This is a genomic window from Burkholderia sp. Ac-20365 (assembly GCF_017104715.1).
Taxonomy (GTDB): Bacteria; Pseudomonadota; Gammaproteobacteria; order Burkholderiales; family Burkholderiaceae; genus Paraburkholderia.
In genome coordinates this window covers 1-22,624 of the sequence record NZ_JAAGPI010000019.1, presented here as the reverse complement: position 1 = coordinate 22,624, position 22,624 = coordinate 1, and the positions used below count along the sequence as shown (strand labels likewise).

At 62.7% G+C, this 22,624-nt stretch carries 10 protein-coding genes and 1 pseudogene; 8 read left to right on the top strand and 3 right to left on the bottom strand.

The genetic code is table 11. The features are described 5' to 3' along the window. Window positions 1–142 (bottom strand): annotated as a pseudogene (locus G3O01_RS26950) (succinate dehydrogenase, cytochrome b556 subunit); the annotation flags it as partial. Between the two features lie 151 nt (window positions 143–293). Continuing rightward, window positions 294–1,094, bottom strand: a complete 801-nt coding sequence (locus tag G3O01_RS26945; protein WP_205809685.1) for a GntR family transcriptional regulator — start codon at window positions 1,092–1,094, stop codon at window positions 294–296. 548 nt (window positions 1,095–1,642) lie between these two features. On the opposite strand from G3O01_RS26945, the gene G3O01_RS26940 reads away from it, so the two are divergent. The 7 genes from G3O01_RS26940 to acnA all read left to right on the top strand — a co-directional run bounded on the left by G3O01_RS26940 (window position 1,643) and on the right by acnA (window position 10,808). Next, the gene (locus G3O01_RS26940) at window positions 1,643–2,626 is read left to right on the top strand and encodes a malate dehydrogenase (RefSeq protein WP_180723224.1); all 984 of its coding nucleotides are present in this window, start codon (window positions 1,643–1,645) and stop codon (window positions 2,624–2,626) included. 213 nt (window positions 2,627–2,839) lie between these two features. Then, the gene (locus G3O01_RS26935) at window positions 2,840–3,847 is read left to right on the top strand and encodes an aldolase/citrate lyase family protein (RefSeq protein ID WP_205809684.1); all 1,008 of its coding nucleotides are present in this window, start codon (window positions 2,840–2,842) and stop codon (window positions 3,845–3,847) included. Then, entirely contained in the window at window positions 3,844–4,764 is a 921-nt protein-coding gene (gene prpB, locus G3O01_RS26930; protein WP_205809683.1) for a methylisocitrate lyase, read from the top strand. The genes G3O01_RS26935 and prpB overlap by 4 nt, the downstream gene beginning before the upstream one ends. Window positions 4,765–4,789: 25 nt before the next feature. Beyond that, window positions 4,790–5,965, top strand: coding sequence for a 2-methylcitrate synthase (prpC, locus tag G3O01_RS26925; RefSeq protein ID WP_205809682.1), 1,176 nt, complete (start codon window positions 4,790–4,792; stop codon window positions 5,963–5,965). 104 nt (window positions 5,966–6,069) lie between these two features. Next, window positions 6,070–6,564, top strand: coding sequence for a hypothetical protein (locus G3O01_RS26920; RefSeq protein WP_205809681.1), 495 nt, complete (start codon window positions 6,070–6,072; stop codon window positions 6,562–6,564). Between the two features lie 24 nt (window positions 6,565–6,588). Continuing rightward, window positions 6,589–8,040, top strand: coding sequence for a bifunctional 2-methylcitrate dehydratase/aconitate hydratase (locus G3O01_RS26915; protein WP_205809680.1), 1,452 nt, complete (start codon window positions 6,589–6,591; stop codon window positions 8,038–8,040). Between the two features lie 50 nt (window positions 8,041–8,090). Then, a complete protein-coding gene (gene acnA, locus G3O01_RS26910; protein WP_205809679.1) occupies window positions 8,091–10,808 on the top strand; it encodes an aconitate hydratase AcnA in 2,718 nt (905 codons plus the stop codon). A 902-nt stretch (window positions 10,809–11,710) separates the two neighbouring features. On the opposite strand, the gene G3O01_RS26905 is transcribed toward acnA, so the two are convergent. After that, window positions 11,711–13,459, bottom strand: a complete 1,749-nt coding sequence (locus tag G3O01_RS26905) for a cyclic peptide export ABC transporter (RefSeq protein ID WP_205809678.1) — start codon at window positions 13,457–13,459, stop codon at window positions 11,711–11,713. Between the two features lie 254 nt (window positions 13,460–13,713). Between G3O01_RS26905 and G3O01_RS26900 the strand changes: the two genes are divergently transcribed. After that, a partial coding sequence (locus G3O01_RS26900) for a non-ribosomal peptide synthetase (protein ID WP_205809677.1) occupies window positions 13,714–22,624 on the top strand: 8,911 nt, incomplete at its 3' end.

The following is a 22,624-nucleotide window of genomic DNA, read 5'->3' as shown; positions in this document are numbered from 1 at the left end:
GAAGGAAAATGAACAGCAGACCACCGCTCACACGGTGAAGAATCGACACGCGTCCCGCGAGAGGAAGACGGTATGCCGTCAATATCTGCCCGATACCGATGTTCCGGTATTCCGGCCTCGGTTTTTTTACGGCTTCTGTCATGCTAGACCCCTACTTGTAGTCACACTAATCCGCAATTTTAGCGCCTTTTCATTTCGCGCTGCAGCGTAACACTGCTCTGGAAAGCGTGCCGCGAAGCGCGCAGGAAGGCCCCTGCAAGCCTTGCCGCAAGCCCACGGCAACGCCTCTTTCTTCAACTCAAATCGTTCTGATAGTAATACCCGGTTGTGACATACCAGCCGCGCCGGACTTCGACGGGACGGTCACCATAGGTATAGGACACGCGCTCCACGGACAGCAACGGAAATCCCGTCGGCACGTGCAGAAGATCTGCAACGGACGGGTCCGCGGCGACGGCGCGAATCTTCTCCGACGCGCGAATCATGCGCGTGCCGAACTCCGTTTCGAACATCGCGTAGAGCGGGCCTTTGTACTCCGACAGCCGCTCGAGCGTCAGGCCGCGAAACACGCCGCCCGGCAGCCAGATTTCGTCGAGCACGGTGTCTTCGCCGTCGAACGTCAACAGACGCTTGATCAGTACGACGGGATCGGCCGGCTTCAGATCCAGTTGCCTCGCGATGTCCGCCGATGCGCGCATGCGCCGGCATTCGAGCAGACGGCTGACGTGCGGATGCTCGGCGCCGTCGTCGGCGAGAAGACGGAGAAAGCGGAACTGCGCGCGCTCTTCGTTGTGCGTAGCAACAAAGGTGCCTTTGCCCTGGCGGCGCACCAGCAGGTTGTCGGCGGCGAGCTCGTCGATCGCCTTGCGCACGGTGCCCTGGCTGACCTTGTAACGCGCGGCCAGTTCGACTTCACTGGGAATGATTTCACCAGGCTTCCATTCACCTGACTCCAGGCTCTGCGTGATGAGCGCCTTGATCTGCTGATAGAGCGGGCTGAAGGTGGGCGACGGAGCCGGTGCCGGGACAGGCACAGCGTCACCCGCGCCGGACGCGCCGGGCGGAGTTGCTGTGCTGGCCGGGTTCGAATTCATGCGCGCATTTCAACACAAAGCGCCTCATGCCGTCCACATTTTTTCCCGTAATAGTTATGTCTTATATAAGACATAAGATACTGTTGACTTTGCTTCGCCTGACTCCTACACTCCTTACCGAGCAAGGGTTTGCGGGTTGTGACACGCATTTTTGACAGCGTTTTATGTCAATGGCGTGATGCACCGGAAGGCCGCCCTGCATCACGCTGTTCCCTCATGCAGTCCAGGTTTCGCTTCGCCCTGCATTGCCCGCGCCAGAGCGCCGCAATGCCCGCCGAAACGCGCTGTTTGCAGGAGCCCGCGCCATGCAGCGGCCCGATGTTGGATCCGGGGCTGCGGCCAACGCCGCAAGCAGCCTCCCGTCCCCGCGCCCGGCAGCTCAGATTATCCGGCACGGCGGCTTCGCCGCCAGCGCGTCCTCTGACCTTCTTCGGACCGTCTGCAGGGTTCGCACAGCAAATTCGCCGTGCTAAAACCACGCTTCGCGTAACGCGCATATAGAATGGCGTTTTCCCTAGCGTTCAACGCATCGTCCTGGAGATTTCTCAATGGCTAAGCCCGCAAAGCGCGTTGCCGTCACTGGCGCCGCAGGTCAAATCGGTTATTCCCTGCTGTTCCGCATCGCCAATGGCGACATGCTCGGCAAGGATCAGCCGGTTATCCTGCAGCTGCTCGACCTGCCGCAAGCGCAAGCCGCCGTCAAAGGCGTCGTGATGGAACTCGAAGACTGCGCGTTCCCGCTGCTCGCGGGTGTCGTAGTCACTGACGATCCCAAGGTTGCGTTCAAGGATGCCGACGTCGCGCTGCTGGTCGGTGCACGCCCGCGTTCGAAGGGCATGGAGCGCAAGGACCTGCTGTCGGCCAACGCCGAAATCTTCACGGTGCAAGGCAAGGCGCTGAACGAAGTGGCAAGCCGCGACGTGAAGGTGCTGGTGGTCGGCAACCCGGCCAACACGAACGCCTACATCGCAATGAAGTCGGCGCCGGATCTGCCGAAGAAGAACTTCACGGCCATGCTGCGTCTGGACCACAACCGCGCGCTGTCGCAACTGGCTGCCAAGTCGGGCAAGCCGGTTTCGTCGATCGAAAAGCTGGTCGTGTGGGGCAACCACTCGCCCACGATGTACCCGGATTTCCGCGTCGCGACGGCTGAAGGCCAGGACCTCACCAAGCTGATCAACGACGAAGAGTGGAACCGCAACACGTTCATCCCGACGGTCGGCAAGCGCGGCGCAGCGATCATCGAAGCGCGCGGCCTGTCGTCGGCGGCTTCGGCAGCGAACGCAGCCATCGACCACGTGCGTGACTGGGTGCTCGGCACGAACGGCAAGTGGGTCACGATGGGCATTCCGTCGGACGGCTCGTACGGCATCCCCGAAGACATCGTCTACGGCGTGGCAGTGACGTGCGAAAACGGCGAATACAAGCGTGTCGAAGGCCTGCAGATCGACGCGTTCGCGCGCGAGAAGATGGACAACACGCTGAACGAGCTGCTCGAAGAGCGCGAAGGCGTTCAGCACCTGCTCGGCTAATCGCCAGATGCAGAACAACCGGGACTCCGTTGTCACGCGACGGGGCCCGGTTTTTTTACGTGCGGTATCCTGCATGCCGGTCTGCTTTTCAACCTGCATGCCGATGTCCGCAACTGATCCGAGCGCGTTTTGATCCGACCAGCATAACTAAAGGTCAGAGAAGACCAGAACGCGCCCGAATCGGAACTTTAAAACAGTACCCACACGCCGATAATGCGCGCATTGACTCCCGCCGAAGTCCTGTTTGACGGCGAAGCGCCGCCCGCCGTGCTGCCTGCCTGCGACCACTACGCCGGCAGTGAGAAGCTGATGCTGAAATCGCTCGCTTTGCAGCAGGAACTCGGGCCCGTCTTCGATATCACCCTCGATTGTGAAGATGGCGCCCAGGTGGGCCGCGAGGCGGAGCATGCGGAACTCGTCGCGTCGCTGCTCGGCAGCGAGCATGACCGCTTTGGCCGCGTCGGCGTGCGGATTCACGATTTCAACCATGCGCACTGGCGCGAAGACGTGCGCCTCATCCTGCGCGCGGCGAAGCGTGCGCCTGCCTTCATCATGTTGCCGAAGATCCGCAACGTGCCCGATGCCGCCGAGATGTGCGCGTTCATCGAGGCGACGCGGCGCGAGCTCGGCATCGCTCAGCCCGTTCCCGTTCAGTTGCTGGTCGAAACGCATGGCGCGTTGACGCGCGTGTTCGATCTGGCCGCGCTGCCGGGCGTCCAGTCGCTCAGCTTCGGCCTGATGGATTTCGTCTCCGCGCACGACGGCGCGATCCCCGACACCGCGATGCGCTCGCCCGGCCAGTTCGATCACCCGCTCGTGCGGCGCGCGAAGCTCGAAATTTCTGCGGCTTGCCACGCGCATGGCAAAGTGCCGTCGCACAATGTGTCGACGGAAGTGCGCGACATGAGCGTCGTCGCCAACGACGCACTGCGCGCACGCAACGAGTTCGGTTACACGCGGATGTGGAGCATCCACCCGGCGCAGATTCCCGCGATCGTCTCGGCCTTCGCGCCGCGTGACGAAGAAATCACCACGGCGACGGAAATCCTGCTCGCCGCGCAGTCCGCGCAATGGGGCCCGACGCGCCACAAGGACACGCTGCACGACCGCGCGAGTTACCGCTATTACTGGTCGGTGCTGCGCCGCGCCCGCTCGACGGGCCGCGCAGTACCTGCCGAAGCCGCGCCGCTGTTCGGACCAAACGAGGAATCCGCATCATGAACACGAATGCCAATACGTCCGCGGGCGCCGCGTTCCGCGCTGCCGTCGCCGCTGAGAAACCGTTGCAGGTGGTCGGCACGATCAATGCGAATCACGCGCTGCTCGCGCAGCGCGCGGGCTTCAAGGCGATCTACGTGTCGGGCGGCGGCGTCGCGGCTGGCTCGCTGGGCCTGCCCGATCTCGGCATCTCGACGCTCGACGACGTCCTGACCGACGTGCGCCGCATCACCGATGTCTGCGATCTGCCGCTGCTGGTCGACGTCGACACGGGCTTCGGGCCGTCGGCGTTCAATATCGCGCGCACCGTGAAGGCGCTGACCAAAGCGGGCGCGGGCGCGATGCATATCGAAGACCAGGTGGGCGCGAAACGTTGCGGACACCGGCCGGGCAAGGCGATCGTGTCGCAGGATGAGATGGTCGACCGCATCAAGGCTGCCGTCGACGCGCGCACCGATCCCAACTTCGTCATCATGGCGCGCACGGACGCGCTCGCCGTCGAAGGCCTGCAGTCCGCGATGGACCGCGCGATGGCCTGTGTCGAAGCCGGCGCCGACATGATCTTCCCGGAAGCGATGACGGAACTCGGCATGTACAGGCAGTTCGCGCAGGCCGTAAAGGTGCCCGTGCTTGCGAACATTACCGAGTTTGGCGCGACGCCGCTGTTCACGACGGAAGAACTGCGCAACGCCGATGTCTCGCTGGTGTTGTATCCGCTGTCGGCGTTCCGCGCAATGAACAAGGCCGCCGAAAACGTTTACACGGCGATTCGCCGCGACGGCACGCAAAAAAATGTCGTCGACACGATGCAGACGCGTGCAGAACTGTACGATCGCATCGGCTATCACGCGTACGAGCAGAAGCTCGACGCGCTGTTCAGCCAGAAAGCACAAAACGGGCAGGACAAGCAGGATAAGTAAAAGGGACATCAAGGAGACCCCTGGAATGAGCGATACGACGCAATCGGCTGCACCGGGAACAACAAGCGGCTTCAAGCCTAAGAAATCCGTGGCGCTGTCGGGCGTGACGGCGGGCAACACGGCCCTCTGCACGGTCGGCAAGACGGGCAACGACCTGCACTACCGCGGCTACGACATTCTCGATATCGCCAGCGCCTGCGAATTCGAGGAAATCGCCTATCTGCTGGTGCACGGCAAGCTGCCCAACGTCGCCGAACTCGCCGCTTACAAGACCAAGCTCAAGGCCATGCGCGGCCTGCCCGCGAACGTGAAGGCCGCGCTCGAATGGATTCCCGCCGCCGCGCATCCGATGGACGTGATGCGCACGGGCGTATCGGTGCTGGGCACCGTTCTGCCGGAAAAAGACGATCACAACCTGCCGGGCGCGCGCGATATCGCCGACAAGCTGATGGCCTCGCTCGGCTCGATGCTGCTGTACTGGTATCACTACTCGCACAACGGCAAGCGGATCGAAGTCGAAACCGACGACGATTCGATCGGCGGCCATTTCCTGCATCTGCTGCATGGCGTGGAGCCGTCGAAGGCGTGGGTCGACGCGATGCATGTGTCGCTGAACCTGTATGCCGAACATGAATTCAATGCATCGACGTTCACGGGCCGCGTGATCGCGGGCACGGGCTCGGACATCTATTCGGCCATTACCGGCGCCATCGGCGCGCTGCGCGGCCCGAAACACGGCGGCGCCAACGAAGTCGCGTTCGAAATCCAGTCGCGCTACCAGACGCCCGATGAAGCGGAAGCCGACATCCGCCGCCGCGTGGAAAACAAGGAAGTCGTGATCGGCTTCGGCCACCCGGTGTACACGATTTCCGATCCGCGCAACAAGGTCATCAAGGACGTGGCGAAGAAGCTGTCGAAAGAAGCGTCGAACACGAAGATGTTCGACATCGCCGAGCGGCTCGAAAGCGTGATGTGGGACGCGAAGAAGATGTTCCCGAATCTGGACTGGTTCAGCGCCGTGTCGTACCACATGATGGGCGTGCCGACGGCCATGTTCACGCCGCTGTTCGTGATCTCGCGCACCGCCGGCTGGGCCGCGCACATCATCGAGCAACGCGTCGACAACAAGATCATTCGACCCAGCGCGAATTACACCGGACCGGAGAATTTGAAGTTCGTGGCGCTAAATAGGAGAAAATAGCGTCCGCTGTGCGCTCTCGGGGCGCGTGCAGTACCCCGGCGATTGCAAAAATTTGCAATCGTGCACTGTTTTAACTCTGAAATTAGATAGAAAGGTTCTCTCCCATGAAAAAACTGCTGATCGCTACCGTTATTGGCGCTCTGTCTTCGACACTGCTGGTGACGGCGCCCAGCGCGTTCGCACAATCGTCGTCCACGACGACCCACGCCAAGCCGAAGGCACCGCAGCCCAAGCGCCTGATCAAGCGCAAGCCGAACCCGGCCAAGGAAGCCAAGGTCGATCCGGTACCGGAAGGCGCGGAAAAGTGGTCGTGCAATGAAGGTCTCTCGTTCGATCTGAAGGGCGACATGAAGCGCGACCAGATCGTCACGGTCCACTGGGGCAACAAGAACTACAACCTGCCGCGTGAAGCCACGACGACGGGCGCAGACCGTTTCCACGACGCAGCAAGCGGCATGGATCTCGTCGTGATCCCGACCAAGGCCATGCTGTTCTCGGACAAGGACAGCTCGCGTCTGGCCGACGAGTGCAAGACGGCGGCAATGGGCGAAGGCGCACCGGCGCCGACGCAGTCGAACGCCATCAACAAGGCCCAGTAACACGGGCCTGACAGGGAAACCTCGATGTCCGCACCGATCTCCAACGTCCGGCCCGATCCGGACACAGTACTGGTCGATATCGTCGACTATGTGCTGAACTACAAGCTCGAGAGCGATCTCGCGCTGGAGACGGCGCGTAACTGTCTGATCGACACCCTCGGCTGTGGACTCGAGGCCCTGTCCTACCCTGCCTGCACCAAGCTGATGGGACCGATCGTGCCAGGCACGATCGTCCCGAACGGCGCAAAGGTGCCGGGCACGCCGTTCCAGCTGGATCCTGTGCAAGCCGCGTTCAACATCGGCGCGATGATCCGCTGGCTCGATTTCAACGACACCTGGCTCGCGGCCGAATGGGGCCATCCGTCGGATAACCTCGGCGGCATTCTCGCCACAGCCGACTGGCTCTCCCGCACCGCCATTGCGAACGGCAAAAAGCCGCTCGTGATGAAAGACGTTTTGATCGGCATGATCAAGGCGCACGAAATTCAAGGCTGCATCGCGCTCGAAAACTCGTTCAACAAGGTCGGTCTCGACCATGTGCTGCTCGTGAAGCTCGCTTCCACGGCCGTGGTGGGGCAGATGCTCGGGCTGACGCGCGATGAGCTGATCAATGCAGTCTCGCAGGCGTTTGTCGATGGACATGCGCTGCGCACCTACCGCCATGCGCCGAATACGGGCTCCCGCAAGTCCTGGGCAGCAGGCGACGCCACCTCGCGCGCGGTACGCCTCGCGCTGATCGCGAAGACGGGCGAAATGGGCTACCCGTCCGTTCTCACCGCGAAAACCTGGGGCTTCTACGACGTGCTGTTCAAGGGGCAACCATTCCGGTTTCAACGTCCGTACGGCTCGTACGTGATGGAGAACGTACTCTTCAAGATTTCCTTCCCTGCCGAATTCCACGCGCAAACGGCTGCTGAAGCCGCCATTTCGCTGCACGAGCAGCTGCGCGCGAGCGGCAAGCGTGTCGAGGACATCGCGAGAATCACTATCCGCACGCATGAAGCCGCGATCCGCATCATCGACAAGCAAGGTCCGCTGAACAATCCGGCTGACCGCGATCACTGCATCCAGTACATGATCGCCGTGCCGCTGATCTTCGGGCGCCTGACGGCTGCCGATTACGAAGACGAAGTCGCACGCGATCCGCGCATCGACGCGCTGCGCGACACGATGCAATGCGTGGAAGACCCGCAGTTCACGAAGGATTATCACGACCCCGACAAGCGCTCGATTGCAAATGCGCTGACAATCGAGTTCACCGACGGATCGAAGTTCGGCGAGGTAGTTGTCGAATATCCGATCGGTCACAGGCTTCGCCGCGCTGAAGGCATCCCGCTGCTGGTCGAGAAGTTCAGGACGAACCTCGCACGGCGCTTTCCGGCGAAGCAGCAACAGGCGATCCTCGATGTGTCGCTGGACCAGGCAAAGTTAGAAGCAATGCCAGTCAATGAATACGTCGATCTGTACGTCACTTGAGTTCAGAAACGTAGCAACGTCATTTCCTCGAAAACCCCAGGAAAACTACCATGGCCCACAACCTCCACAAAACGCTCAAGGAATTCGACAGCGGTTCCGGCAAAGGCAAGTTCTACTCGCTGCCGCAGCTTGGTAAGGCACTGAACGTCAAGATCGACCGGCTGCCCGTGTCGATCCGCCTCGTACTGGAATCGGTGCTGCGTAACTACGACGGCAAGAAGATCTCGGAAGAACACATCGAGCAGCTCGCGAACTGGAAGCCGACGGCTTCGCGCGTCGACGAAATTCCGTTCGTCGTGGCACGCGTGGTGCTGCAGGACTTCACGGGCGTGCCGCTGCTGGCCGACATCGCGGCGATGCGCGGCGTCGCGCAACGCTCGGGCAAGAATCCGAAGTCGATCGAACCGCTGGTCCCGGTCGATCTCGTCGTCGATCACTCGGTGCAGATCGATCACTTCCGCGAGAAAGACGCGCTGGATCTGAACATGAAGCTGGAATTCAAGCGCAACAACGAGCGCTACCAGTTCATGAAGTGGGGTATGCAGGCGTTCGACACGTTCAAGGTCGTGCCGCCGGGCGTCGGTATCGTTCACCAGGTGAACCTGGAGTACCTCGCACGCGGCGTCCACAAGAAGACGGAAGGCAGCGACACCGTCTATTACCCTGACACGCTGGTCGGCACGGACAGCCACACGACGATGATCAACGGCATCGGCGTGGTCGGCTGGGGCGTGGGCGGCATCGAAGCGGAAGCGGGCATGCTCGGCCAGCCTGTGTACTTCCTGACGCCGGACGTGGTGGGCGTGCACCTGAAGGGCAAGCTGCGCGAAGGCGTGACGGCGACCGACCTGGTTCTGACCATCACCGAACTGCTGCGCAAAGAGAAGGTGGTCGGCAAGTTCGTCGAGTTCTTCGGCGAAGGCACGCGCTCGCTGTCGCTGCCCGACCGCGCGACGATCGGCAACATGGCGCCGGAATACGGCGCAACCATGGGCTTCTTCCCGGTCGACGAAAAGACGATCGACTACTTCAAGGGCACGGGCCGCACGGACGCTGAAATCTCGGCCTTCGAGAACTACTTCAAGGCGCAGGATCTGTTCGGCATTCCGGACGCCGGCGCGATCGACTACACGAAGGTCGTCACGCTGGATCTGAGCACGGTCGCACCGTCGCTGGCCGGCCCGAAGCGTCCGCAAGACCGCATCGAGATCACGTACGTCAAGTCGACCTTCACCGACCTGTTCTCGAAGCCCGTCAACGAAAACGGCTTCGCGAAGAAGGCGGCTGATCTCGACACGCAATACACGACGTCCAACGGCGTCAACGTGAAGAACGGCGACATCCTGATCGCCGCGATCACGTCGTGCACGAACACGTCGAACCCAAGCGTGCTGCTGGCGGCTGGCCTGCTGGCGAAGAAGGCGGTCGAAGCCGGTCTGGAAGTCGCGCCGCACATCAAGACGTCGCTGGCACCGGGGTCGCGTATCGTCACCGAGTATCTGACGAAGACGGGCCTCTTGCCTTACCTCGACAAGCTTGGCTTCGCGCTGGCTGCTTACGGCTGCACGACCTGTATCGGCAACGCGGGCGACCTGACGCCGGAACTGAACGAAGCGATCACGAAGAACGACATCGTCGCGGCGGCCGTGCTGTCGGGCAACCGTAACTTCGAAGCGCGTATTCACCCGAACATCCGCGCGAACTTCCTGGCATCGCCGCCGCTGGTCGTCGCTTACGCGATTGCAGGCAACATCACGCGCGATCTGATGACGGAACCCGTCGGCAAGGGCAAGGGCGGCAAGGACATCTACCTCGGCGACATCTGGCCGACGAGCGAAGAAGTCAACGCGCTGCTCAAGTTTGCGCTGGACGCCGACGCCTTCCGCACGAACTACTCGCAGCTCACCAAGAAGGGCGATCTGTGGAGCAAGATCGAAGGCGAGGAAGGTCAGGTCTACGACTGGCCGAAGTCGACGTACATTGCCGAGCCGCCGTTCTTCGGCAGCGACTTCTCGATGGAACCGGCTGCGAGCATCGCCGCTGTGAAGGGCGCACGCGCACTGGGCATCTTCGGTGACTCAGTGACGACCGACCACATCTCGCCGGCTGGTTCGATCAAGGAAGACTCGCCCGCAGGCAAGTGGCTGAAGGAAAACGGCGTGCAGAAGGCCGACTTCAACAGCTACGGCTCGCGCCGCGGCAACCACGACGTGATGATGCGCGGCACGTTCGCGAACGTCCGTATCAAGAACCTGATGATCCCGGCGAAGGAAGACGGCACGCGTGTGGAAGGCGGCCTGACGATTCACCAGCCGAGCGGCGAACAGATGCCGATCTACGACGCAGCGATGAAGTACATCGGGGCGGACACGCAGACGGTAATTTTCGCTGGCGAAGAGTACGGCACGGGCTCATCGCGGGACTGGGCTGCAAAGGGCACGCAGCTGCTGGGCGTGAAGGCTGTGGTTGCTCGTAGCTTTGAGCGGATTCACCGTTCGAACCTGGTGGGTATGGGCGTATTGCCGCTGCAGTTCAAGGGCACGGATAGTGTGCAGTCGCTGAATATCACGGGCGAAGAAACGTACGATATCGAAGGTCTCGGCGATGACTTCAAGCCGCAACAGGAAGTCACGTTGGTGATTCATCGTAAGGATGGAACCGAGCAGCGTGTGCAGGTGCTGCTACGGATCGATACGCCGATCGAAGTCGACTATTACAAGCACGGCGGGATCTTGCCGTTTGTGCTGCGCTCGCTGTTGGCAGCGTAAGGTTTTGTTTTTTTGCAGGTGCTGCGTTCTCTCTGAGGGCGCAGTAACTTTGGGGCCCGGTTTATGCCGGGCTTTTTTTTGGTTTTTGGTTTTGCTTTTTGCCTTTGCTTTTTTGTTTTTGCTTCTGCGCCGGCATCCGCGTTGCCCCTTTGCGGGGCGGCATTTGCTTTTGGTTTGTCTTGCGACGTTAGGTTGGTTTGCTTTTGTTGTCGCTGGCATCCGCGTTTTGTTTTGCCTGCTTCAAGCGTCGCCCCTGTGCGGGGCGGCACCTACTTTTCTTTGCCGCGGCAAAGAAAAGTAGGCAAAAGAAAGCCGCTGAACACCGCCAATTCTTGTTCCCGCCTGAGGGCCCCCAACGGGTCCTCTCCTTCATGCGGCGTCGCTCTTCTCGACGCCCGCTGCCAACGCTTCGAATCGGCTCATCACCCGCTTCACACTCCCGCGTCGCGGCATACGCGATCAAATCGCTCCCGTTCTATAGCGGCAAACTGTGTGTCGGCTTTCGCGACGTACGCGCCTCACTCCGGACTGAAAAACACGATCGGTGTCGTAAGAGCGCTGACGTGTGCAGCACTGCGACCTACACACAGTTTGCCACCTGGGCGGCATCAACCATTCGCTGCCGCTGGCTGCGCTACGGGTGATTGAAGTGGGTGAGGCGCCCATTCAAGGCGTTGGCAACGGGCAGTGAATGGCAGGACGCCGTTTAAAGCGGAAGAACAGCTGGGGGCCCTCAGGCGGAGGTCAAGAACGGGCGGTGTTAGCCCGCTTTCTTTGCTTACTTTCTTTGCGGCGGCAAAGAAAGTAAGTGCCGCCCCGCACAGGGGCAACGCTTGAAGCACGAAGGCATATCGCGGATGCCAGCGAAAACGAAAGCAAAGGCGAAAGCAAAAGACAAAACCTCACGCCACACGAGCCGAGCCACGACGCTCATCAACCGCATACGGCCCGCCATGCACCTCATCAACAACAGCCCCGTTATCGAGCTTCAACACGCGATCCGCAATCGAAAAATACCGATCATCATGCGTAATCACAACAACAGTCTTCCCACGTCCCCGCAGCTCCGGCAGCAGCTGCTCATAAAACACAGCCTTGAACGACGGATCCTGATCGGCAGCCCATTCATCGAACAGATAAAACGGCCGATCCTCCAGATAAGCGACCACCAGCGCAAGACGCTTACGCTGCCCCGTCGATAAGGCACGAGTCGAAAACGTGCCGTTCTCCACCCGCACCTTGTGATCAAGCGCAAGCTTCGCAAGCAACGCGTTGGCACGCGAATCGGCAGCGGCGCGGTCGCTGTCATCAGGATCGACAATCCCGAGCAGCGAATCGAACAGATGGAAGTCATTGAACACCGTCGAAAAGCGCTCGCGATACGCAGCCCGCGTATCCCGCGTCACCGGCGTGCCATCCACTTCGATCACACCGCCTTCCGGCTCGTAGAGTCCCGTCAACACCTTGGCGAGCGTGGTCTTCCCGCTGCCGTTACCGCCGACGATAAATACCAGTTCCCCAGGCTTGAAGCTCAGATCGATCGGTCCGATACGGAACATGCGTTCGTCGCGCTCATGAAAATACGCATGCGTAATGCCGCGCAGCTTAAGCACGTCGAACGCCGCTGGCTTCGCGTTCGAAGCAGGCGCAGCCAGCGCCGCATGATGCGGCTCTTCAAACTCCGCCAGCACGCGCTCGATCCGTTCGAGCGACACGCGCGCCGCGTTGACAGTGGGCAGATTGTTCAGCAGGCCATCGAGCGGCACCAACATGAACAGAAACACGATCACGTAACCGGCAGCCGCCTGTGCGTCGGCGTGCACGCCGATCGACGGCAGGAACGTTGCCGCACCAAGAAACACGTAAAACAGAAAGATGATCCAGCCCACGCCTATCGCATACGCAACGAACGCGCGCCGGCGATGGTCGCGCACCTCGGTGATCGCCGCGCCAAGTTGCCCGCCGACGAATTGCCGCGCGCGCTCGCGATGCAGCTTCAGTTCCTTCGCGCCCGCGAACAGCGAGCCGAGATAGTCGAACAGCCGGTCTTGCGCATTGCCTGCCGCTTCGAGCGCGGCAATCGCGCGGATATCGCCGAAACGATAGCCAAGCGAGCCGATCACGATCGCGCTCAACGCCAGCACGCAAACGGGCCACGACAGCCACGCCAGATACGCAAGGCAGCCCGCGACGATCGAGCCGTGCATCACGATGTTCGGTAGCGCGAAGAACAGCATGGATACGTTGGTTGCGTCGTCGGTGAGGATCGATTGCACGGGCGCTGCGCCCACACGCTCGACGTCGCGCAGTTCGGCCGCGGCAACGCGCGCCGATACATGCTCGCGCATGCGGCCCATTGTGTCCTGCGAAAGTCCAGCGAACAGCACCCCCGATACGATGCGCGCAATCAGCGCGACGAGCGCGCATGCGGCGAAGCGCAGCGCAAGCGGCAGATCGGCGGCAGCGGGCGCGCTCAATGCACGATTGAGCGTGGCGACCAGCAGCACGCTCGACACGCCATTCGCAATGCACGCGACCAGCGCGAGCGCGAGTGCGCCGCGCGAGCGTCGTAATAGCGACAACAGCAGACGGGTGGCGGGTTTGTTCGGTCGATCCGAACCATTCACGGGCGGTGCGTTGGAAACAGTCATCGAATGCAGGCGTGAGAGTGTGAATGCGCGCAACGCGCATGAAGGGTCATCAACCGGATAGACGTTTGGGCGTCGAAAAACTTTAGTTACAAATTCGCGAGCGCCAGCAAACAAGGACTCCACAGAATTTATTCCGATCAGGGGTAAATTTTTTTTGCGCGGTTCGTCACTCGTGTGAAGCCGCTAAATCGGGACTGCGACAAACCGCGTCCGGATGCGGCGGCATAGCGGCCATGCCGAAGGACTTCACACGAATGACGACTTTTCCGACTGCCTTGCATCAGCGGCTGCGCGAACTTGCGCGCAGCGCACCCAACGCGCCCGCACTCGCTGCGTTTTCGCCGGACACCGTGCGCATGTCGCGCGGCGAACTCGACGCACGTGCGTCGCGCGTCGCGGCGGCGCTGCGTGCGCGCGGCGTGGGCGCCGAAGTGCGCGTGGGCGTATGCATCGAGCGGTCGTGCGAACTGTTCGTCGCGTTGCTCGCGGTGTTGAAAGCGGGCGGCGTGTTCGTGCCGCTCGATCCGCGTCATCCGGCGCAACGGCTCGACTGGATGGCACGCGACGCGGGTTTGCGTCACGGCGTCGTCACATGCGCCGCGGATGCAACGATGCGCGCACGGTTCGAGCACTGCATCGACATCGACGCAATCGATATCACCCAGCCCGTTGAATTCGACGATGCGGAGGTTCATCCGCGCGCGGCGGCCTACATGATCTATACGTCGGGCTCGACGGGCACGCCGAAGGCCGTGGTGGTCGAGCATGGTCCGCTCGCCGCGCATTGCGATGCGGTGATCGATGCCTATCCGATGACGGATGCGGACCGCGTGCTGCATTTCGCTTCCATCAACTTCGACCTTGCGCATGAGTACTGGCTTGCGCCGCTTGCCGCTGGCGCAAGCATCGCGATCACGCCGCCCGGAACGGTCGCACCCGACGACGCTCGCAAGCTCGTCGACGACGAGCGCGTGACGATTGCAGCGTTTCCGCCGGCTTATCTGCGCGAATTCGCGCAGGCTGCGCGGCGTCATCGCGTGCCCGCTGCATTGCGGGTGCTCGCCTTCGGCGGTGAAGCCATGCCGGGCGATGTATTCGCCGAAATCCGGCAAACGTTTAACAAGGTGCGGCTGATCAATGGTTATGGTCCGACGGAGACCGTGATCTCGCCGATGCTGTGGCCGCTCGACGCGAGCAGTTCGTTTGACGACACGTCCTGTGCATCGCTGCCGATCGGCAAGCCGATCGGCTTGCGCGCGGCGCGTGTGAGCGAGCCGGGATCGGCGGATGGCGCGTCGATTGGCAATGGTTCGACGGGCGAGTTGCTGCTGGGCGGCGTATGTCTCGCGCGCGGCTATCACGGTCGCGCTGCGCAAACGGCCGAGCGTTTCATTCCCGATGCACATGGCGCGCCCGGCTCGCGCGTGTATCGCACGGGCGATCTCGCGCGTCTGCGTGCTGACGGCAGCTATGACTACATGGGCCGCATCGACGATCAGGTGCAGATTCGCGGCGTGCGCGTCGAGCCGGGTGAGATCGCGCAATGTCTGCGTTCGCATCCCGCTGTTCGCGATGCTGCCGTGCTGGTCGAGCAGAATGCAGACCGTGTGCAATTGACGGCATGTACAGTATTGAACAACGCATCAACCGATGAAAGCGCGTTGCGCGATCATCTGTCGCGGCATTTGCCCGAGGCATGGCAGCCGCATCGGTTTGCGTTGCTCGATGTATTGCCGTACACATTGAATGGCAAGCTCGATCGCGAATCGTTGCGCGCAAGGGTTGCGTCGCTGACGACGCGCGCAGCGTATCGCGAGCCGCGGAGCGACACCGCGCGCAAGCTCGCGGCGATCTGGCATGCGCTACTGGGCGGCGAACCCGTCGGTCTCGACGACCGCTTTCACGCGCGCGGCGGCGATTCGATCGCGATCATGCGACTGCAAGCCGCAATTCGCGCGGAACTGCGCGTGAACCTTCGGCTCGATTCGCTCTTCGCGGACCGCTCGCTTGAAGAACTCGCAGCACTCGTCGCTGCGAGCGAGGTGGAAGACTTCACGCAGCCACTGCCGCTGAAAGCGACGGCGCGCAACACGGCAGCGGCATTCATCGACTATCGCGCGTCGTTCGCGCAGCAGCGTTTCTGGGTGCTCGCGCAAACACGCGATGCCGGCGACGCCTATCACATCGCCGCGCACTGGAACATTCGCGGTTCGATCGATCACGCTCTGCTGGAGAAAGCGCTTGCGCAAGTAATCGTGCGCCACGAAGCGTGGCGCACGACGCTGCATGAAGACGAAAACGGTATCGTGATGCAGCGCGTTCATGCGCGCGTCACGGTGCCTGTCGATCGCAAAGACCTGCGCGACCTTGCATCCGAATCGCTCGACACACTCGCCGACGAGCACGCGACGCGGCCCTTCGACCTGCAACACGGCCCGTTGCTGCGCGCATCGCTCGTTACGTTCGCGGATGACGAACATCGTCTGATGCTGACGGCGCATCACGCGATCAGCGACGGCTGGTCGTCGCGTTGTGCGTTCGCGGAACTGGCGGAAGCCTACGCGGCGCTATCACAAAGCCGGATCGCCGCATTGCCCTCGCTCGATGCGCAATACGCGGACTTTGCGCAATGGCAGCGCGAATCGCTCGAGGGAGCGGAACGCGAGCGTCAACTCGGCTACTGGCGCGAAGCATTGAAAGACGCGCCCGCAGCACTCGCATTGCCCGTCGATCGCACCGCGCCCGCCCAACGCACGCTCGCCGGCAAGCGTGCCTCGCGGCGACTCGATGCGCGTGCGTCGAACGCTGTGCGTGAACTCGCGAGTGGCGCGCATGCTTCGACGTTCATCGTGCTGCTGAGCGCGCTGCACGCGTGGCTGTATCGTCTGACGGCGGCAACGGATGTCGTGATTGCCGCACCGGTTGCCAATCGACAGCGCGCGGAAGTCGCGAATCTCCTCGGTCTGTTCATCAATACCGTCGCACTGCGCGCTCGCGTTTCGCCGCACGCATCATTTTCCGATCTGCTCGCGCAAGTGCGCGATACGACGCTAGGCGCATACGCGAACCAGGACGTTCCGTTCGATCAGGTGATCGACGCCGTCAAGCCGCCCGGGCGGCGCGGCGAGGAATGGTTGCGCGTGAAGTTTGCGCAGCAGTTCGTGTTCGATGAACCCGTCGCGCTGCCGCATGCCGTCGCGACATTGACGCCAGGTCCCGATAACGCCGCGCGCTTCGACTTCGCGCTCGATTTCACCGACGACGCGCGCGGCATCGAACTGGTCGCCGCGTGGGCGACGGATTGCATCGACGACGACACCGCGCATGCATGGCTCGAGAGCTTCGTTGCGTTGCTGACGGACGGCATTGCAAATCCGGCGGCTTCCATCAGTGCACTCGCTTGCGCCGACTCGCGCAGCAACATGCTGCCAGGCCGCGCGCAAACGTTCGAGTTCGCCGATGTCGTGGCTGCATTCACGCATCATGCCAATGCAACGCCGAAGCAGATTGCAGTCACGGATGCGCAACGCCAGCTTACATTCGAGGAACTCGATGGCGCATCGTCGCGTGCCGCGCATGCGTTGATCGCACAGGGCGCGGGTGCGGAACAGGCGGTTGCGCTGTGCATCGACCGCTCGGTCGATTTCGTCGTCGCCTTGCTCAGCGTGTTGAAGTCGGGCGCGATGGCCGTGCCGCTCGATCCTGCTGCGCCCCGCGAGCGGATCGAAGCATCGATTGCCGCGTGTGCGGCGCGTTGCGTGATCGTCGCCGCGAACGCGCCACAGATCGAAACGAACGCGCGTGTGATCGCGCTCGATGCATTGACCACCGCACGCGATGAAGCCGCATACGCGTCCATTGCGCCGGAACAGGCGGCATATCTGATCTACACGTCGGGCTCGACGGGCGCGCCGAAGGGCGTCGTCGTCACGCATCGCGCGCTCGCCGATTACGTTCAGGGCGTACTCGACGAACTGAAGTTCGCGCCCGGCGCGAGCATGGCGATGGTTTCGACAGTTGCCGCGGACCTTGGCCACACGACGCTGTTCGGCGCGTTGTGCTCGGGCCGCACGCTGCATCTGCTGCCGAAAGAAGCCGCGTTCGATCCCGACCGTTTTGCCGCGACGATGCGCGAGCGCAGCGTCGGCGTGCTGAAGATCGTGCCGAGCCATCTGCAGGCGCTGCTCGAAGCGCAACAACCGGCGGATGTGCTGCCTTCGCATGCGCTCGTGCTGGGCGGTGAGCCTCTGCCGTGGAAACTCGTCGAGCGCATCACATCGTTGCGCCGTGATTGCCGCGTGATCAATCACTACGGCCCGACGGAAGCAACCGTCGGCGCGCTTACCTTCGATGCCACCGCGAACATGCGCGATGCAAGCGCATCCGCAGGTGTGCCCACGGGACGTCCGCTGCCGAACGCGCGTGCATGCGTGCTCGATGCGCACGGCGCGCCTGTGCCTGCTGGCGGAATCGGTGAACTGTATCTGGGCGGGCCGGGCGTCGCGCGCGGCTATCTGGGCCGCGCGGCGGCGACGGCGGAACGCTTCGTGCCGGATGCATTCGGTGCGAGGCTTTACCGCACGGGCGACCGCGTGCGTCTGCGCGCGGACGGCGCGATCGATTATCTGGGCCGCCTCGACGATCAGGTGAAGATTCGCGGCTATCGCGTCGAGCCGGGCGAAGTGAGCGCGACCTTGCGCGCACTGGACGGCGTCAGCCAGGCGGAAACGCTCGCCATCCACGAAGAGGGCCGTGCGCGTCTCGCGTCCTTCGTCGTCATGCAAGGCGCGGGCGACGAAGCATCGCTGCGCGCACAACTCGCCGCGCGTCTGCCCGACTATATGGTGCCCGCAACGTTGACGCTGTGCGATGCGTTTCCCGTTACAGCGAACGGCAAGATCGACCGCACGAAGCTTCGTGAACTGGCGCAACAGCCTGTCGTGCAATCGACTGGCGACGCGCCGCTCGAAGGCACGGAGCGCATTCTTGCCGATGTCTGGAAAGAGGTGCTGCGCGCAGAGCGCGTGGGCCGCGACGACAACTTCTTCGAGCTTGGCGGCGATTCGATTCTCGCGTTGCAGGTAATCGCGCGTTCGCGCAAACGCGGCGTGCGCTTCACGCCGAAGCAGCTGTTCGACAAGCCGACCGTCGCGCAACTGGCGCAAGTCGCGCAAACGGCGGCTGTCGCTGAGCCGAAGGCGCAAGTGCAGACTGCGGCGAAGTCATCTATCACGTCGCATATCGCGCTCACGCCTGCGCAGCATCGCTTCTTCGAACTCGCCATTCCCGCGCGTCATCACTGGAACCAGGCCGTTGAACTGCATGCAGACGACCGCTTCGATCTCGACGCCTTCGCGCAGGCCTTCGACACCGTGCTCGCTCATCACGACGCGTTCCGCTTGCGCTTCACGCAAGACGAGTCGTCGTCATGGCGCGCGCGTTACGCCGACAAACCATTCGATACGCTGCCGCTGATCGCAATCGAAGCGCGCGACGAGCACGACGCACTCGCGCAATTCGACACGTTGCAGTGCGGCTTCGATCTCGCTTGCGGGCCGCTCGCGGGCGCGCTCGTCGCGATGCTGCCCGACGGCACGCCGCGCGTGTGGATCGCGGTTCACCATCTGATCGTCGATGGCGTGTCGTGGCGCGTGCTGCTCGAAGACCTTGATGCGGCGTATATCGCAGCCCGCGAGCGGCGCACGGTGCGCCTTGCCACGCAAGGCGCGCGCGCTTCGGACTGGGCGCAACGTCTCGCAGACGGCGCAACCGCGCTCTTCGCCAAAGAACTGCCGTACTGGACGTCCATGCAGCATGCGAGCGTTGCGTTGCCGTTCGACAATCCGCAAGGCGCTGCGACCAACGCCGACGCGAGCACGGTCGAATGGACCATCGACGCGACGCTCACGCAGACGCTGCTCACAGACGCGAATGCCGCATGGCGCACGCAGACCATCGACCTGCTCGTCGCTGCGCTCGCGCACACGCTCGGCACGAGCGTCGCAGCGGATTCGGTGTTGATCGAACTGGAAGGCCACGGACGTGAAGCGCTGTTCGAAGACTTCGACGCTAGCCGCTCGATCGGCTGGCTGACGAGCCACTATCCCGTTGCGTTGCCTGTTGAAGAGTCGGGTACCGGGACGCTCGCTGCCGTGAAGGACGCATTACGCGCAGTGCCGAACAAGGGCGTGGGCTTCGGCGTGCTGCGCCATCTCACGGACGCAGCGACGCGCGCTGCGTTGGCCGCGCTGCCGCGTCCGCGCGTGACCTTCAACTACCTCGGCCAGTTCAACGAAGCCTCGATCGACCGCGCACTGGCGGCGCGCTTCGGTGGCGCCGGCTGCGAACGCGATCCGGCAGGTCCGATGTCGAACGCACTGGCGATTCACGCGCATATCGACGGCACGCGCAAGCTGAAAGTGCATTGGGTCTACAGCGCGGCCATGTTCGACGCAGGCACGATAGAAAAGCTCGCGCGCACGTTCGAAACGACACTGCGTGATATCGCGGCGCGTTGCATCGAACGCGTGTCGACACGCGGAGCCAGTGCAACGCCTGGCGACTTCCCGCTGGCCCGACGCGCAGGCCTCACGCAGCCGATGCTCGACCGTCTCGAACTGGATCTGCGCACGGTCGACGATATCTATCCGCTCTCGCCGATGCAGCAGGGCATCCTGTTCCACTCGCTGTATGCGCCCGATCGCACGACGTACGTCAATCAGCTGGTTGCCACGCTGACATCGCCGGATATCGCCCGCGTGACGGATGCATTCAATCGCATCGTGCCGCAGCACGATATCTTGCGCACGAGCTTCTGGCACGACGGCGACGTACCGCTGCAGATCGTGCATCGGCAGGCGAAGCTGCCTGTTGTTGTGCTCGACTGGCGCAACCGCGCCGCGCAAGCCGACAGCTTCGCGCAATGGCTGACGGAAGATCGCGCGCAAGGCTTCGATCTGACGCAGGCGCCGTTGATGCGCGTCTCGCTGATCCGCTTGAGCGAAGACGAATGGCGCTTCGTGTGGACGCGTCATCATTTGCTGCTCGACGGCTGGAGCACGGCGCGCATGTTCGCCGATGTGCTGCGCGATTACATGAGCGAGCGACGTGCGTTGTCGTTCGGTCAGGCTGCGCGTTTGCGCTACCGCGATTTCATCGCGTGGCTCGATGCGCGCGATCACGAAGCCGACAAGGCATTCTGGCTCGAACGTCTAACGCAATTCGATGAGCCGACGCTGGTTGCGCCGAACGTATCGACCGATGAGGCCACCGCACCGAACGACACATGGCGCGCGCAACTGGACGCAAGCACCACCGCAAAGCTGACCGCGCTCGCACGAAGCCTCAGGCTGACCGTGAACACGCTCGTTCAAGGCGCATGGGCGCTCGCATTGCAACGGATGACGCATCACGCCACGGTCGCATTCGGCGCGACGGTTGCAGGCCGGCCTGACGCGTTGCCGGACGTGGACAGCGTGCTTGGTCTTTTCATCAACACGTTGCCTGTTATTGCCACGCCCGCGCCGCAGCGCCGGATCGCCGACTGGCTCGCCGACCTGCAACGCGACAACGCTGCGAACGCCGAGCATGCGCATACGCCGCTGTTCGACATCCAGCGCTGGGCCGGTCAGGGCGGCGGCGCGATGTTCGATACGCTGGTGGTGTTCGAGAACTATCCCGTCGATCCGGCATGGTCGGCGAACGACGAGCGCGCGCTGCGCCTGTCGGACATTCGCAGCATCGAAGCGACCGATCTCGCCGTCACGCTGGTCGTGCAGGCGGGCGACACGTTGACGATCGACTACGGCTACGACACCGCGCGCATCGACGCAGCGCGCGTGCAGGCGCTGCATCGCGCGTTCGATGCATGCATTGCAGCGTTCATCGCCGATCCGTATACGCTGCTCGGCAGCGTGTCGATTGCGACGCAAGACGATCTCGCACAACTGGCCGAATTCAACGACACGGCGCGCGAATGGCCCATTGAGCAACAGCTGCCGCTTCATCGCCAGTTCGAACATCATGCGGCCGCAAAGCCTGATGCAATAGCGCTCGATTTCATCGACAGCAACGGCGCGCGCAAGCGCATCACATATGCCGAACTCGACGAGCGCGCAAACCGCGTGGCGGGTGCGCTGCTGGCGATGAACGTCACGGCGGATAGCGTCGTCGCGCTCTGCGTCGAACGTTCGATCGAGATGGTCGTCGCGCTCTTCGGCGTGTTGAAAGCCGGCGCGGCCTATCTGCCCGTCGATCCCGACTATCCCGCCGACCGCATCGCGTATCTGCTCGACGATGCGCAGCCCGCCGTCGTGCTGACCCAGCAGTCCTTGCATGCGCGCGTCGTCGATTCGATTCGCAGCGATAGCGCACGCGTGCTGTGCGTCGAAGAGCTCGCGGCAAACGCACCGCCTGCAGCGCCCGTCGCTGTCGAGTCCGACCAGCTTGCGTATCTGATCTATACGTCGGGTTCAACAGGCAAGCCGAAAGGCGCTGGCAATACGCATCGCGCGCTCGCGAATCGCATCGCGTGGATGCAGGACGCGTACCGGCTGACGCCGCAAGATGTGGTGCTGCACAAGACGCCGTTTGGCTTCGATGTGTCCGTTTGGGAATTCGTTTGGCCGTTGTCGGTCGGCGCAACGCTGGCGATTGCCGCGCCTGGCGATCATCGCGATCCCGCGCGTCTTGCGTCCACGATCGCGACGTTCGGCGTTACGACGCTGCACTTCGTCCCGTCGATGCTCGGCGCGTTCCTCGGCCATCTGAAGGACTTCGACGCCGCCGCGCAATGCACGAGCATCGCGCGCATCGTGGCGAGCGGCGAAGCGCTGTCGCCCGAACTGGTGGCCCGCGCGCGTGCGCTGCTGCCGCAAGCGCAATTGCACAACCTGTATGGCCCGACGGAAGCCGCGATCGACGTGTCGCACTGGACCTGCACGGATGCCGATGCGCAGGCGCTCGCCGTGCCGATCGGCAAGCCGATTGCGAATATCCAGTTGCATGCGCTCGATGCATCGCTGCATCCGTTGCCGCCGGGCGCAACCGGTGAGCTGTATCTGGGCGGCGTCGGGCTTGCGCGCGGCTATCTCGACCGCGCTGCATTGACGGCGGATCGCTTCATCCCCGATCCGTTCATGCCGGGTGCGCGTCTTTATCGCACGG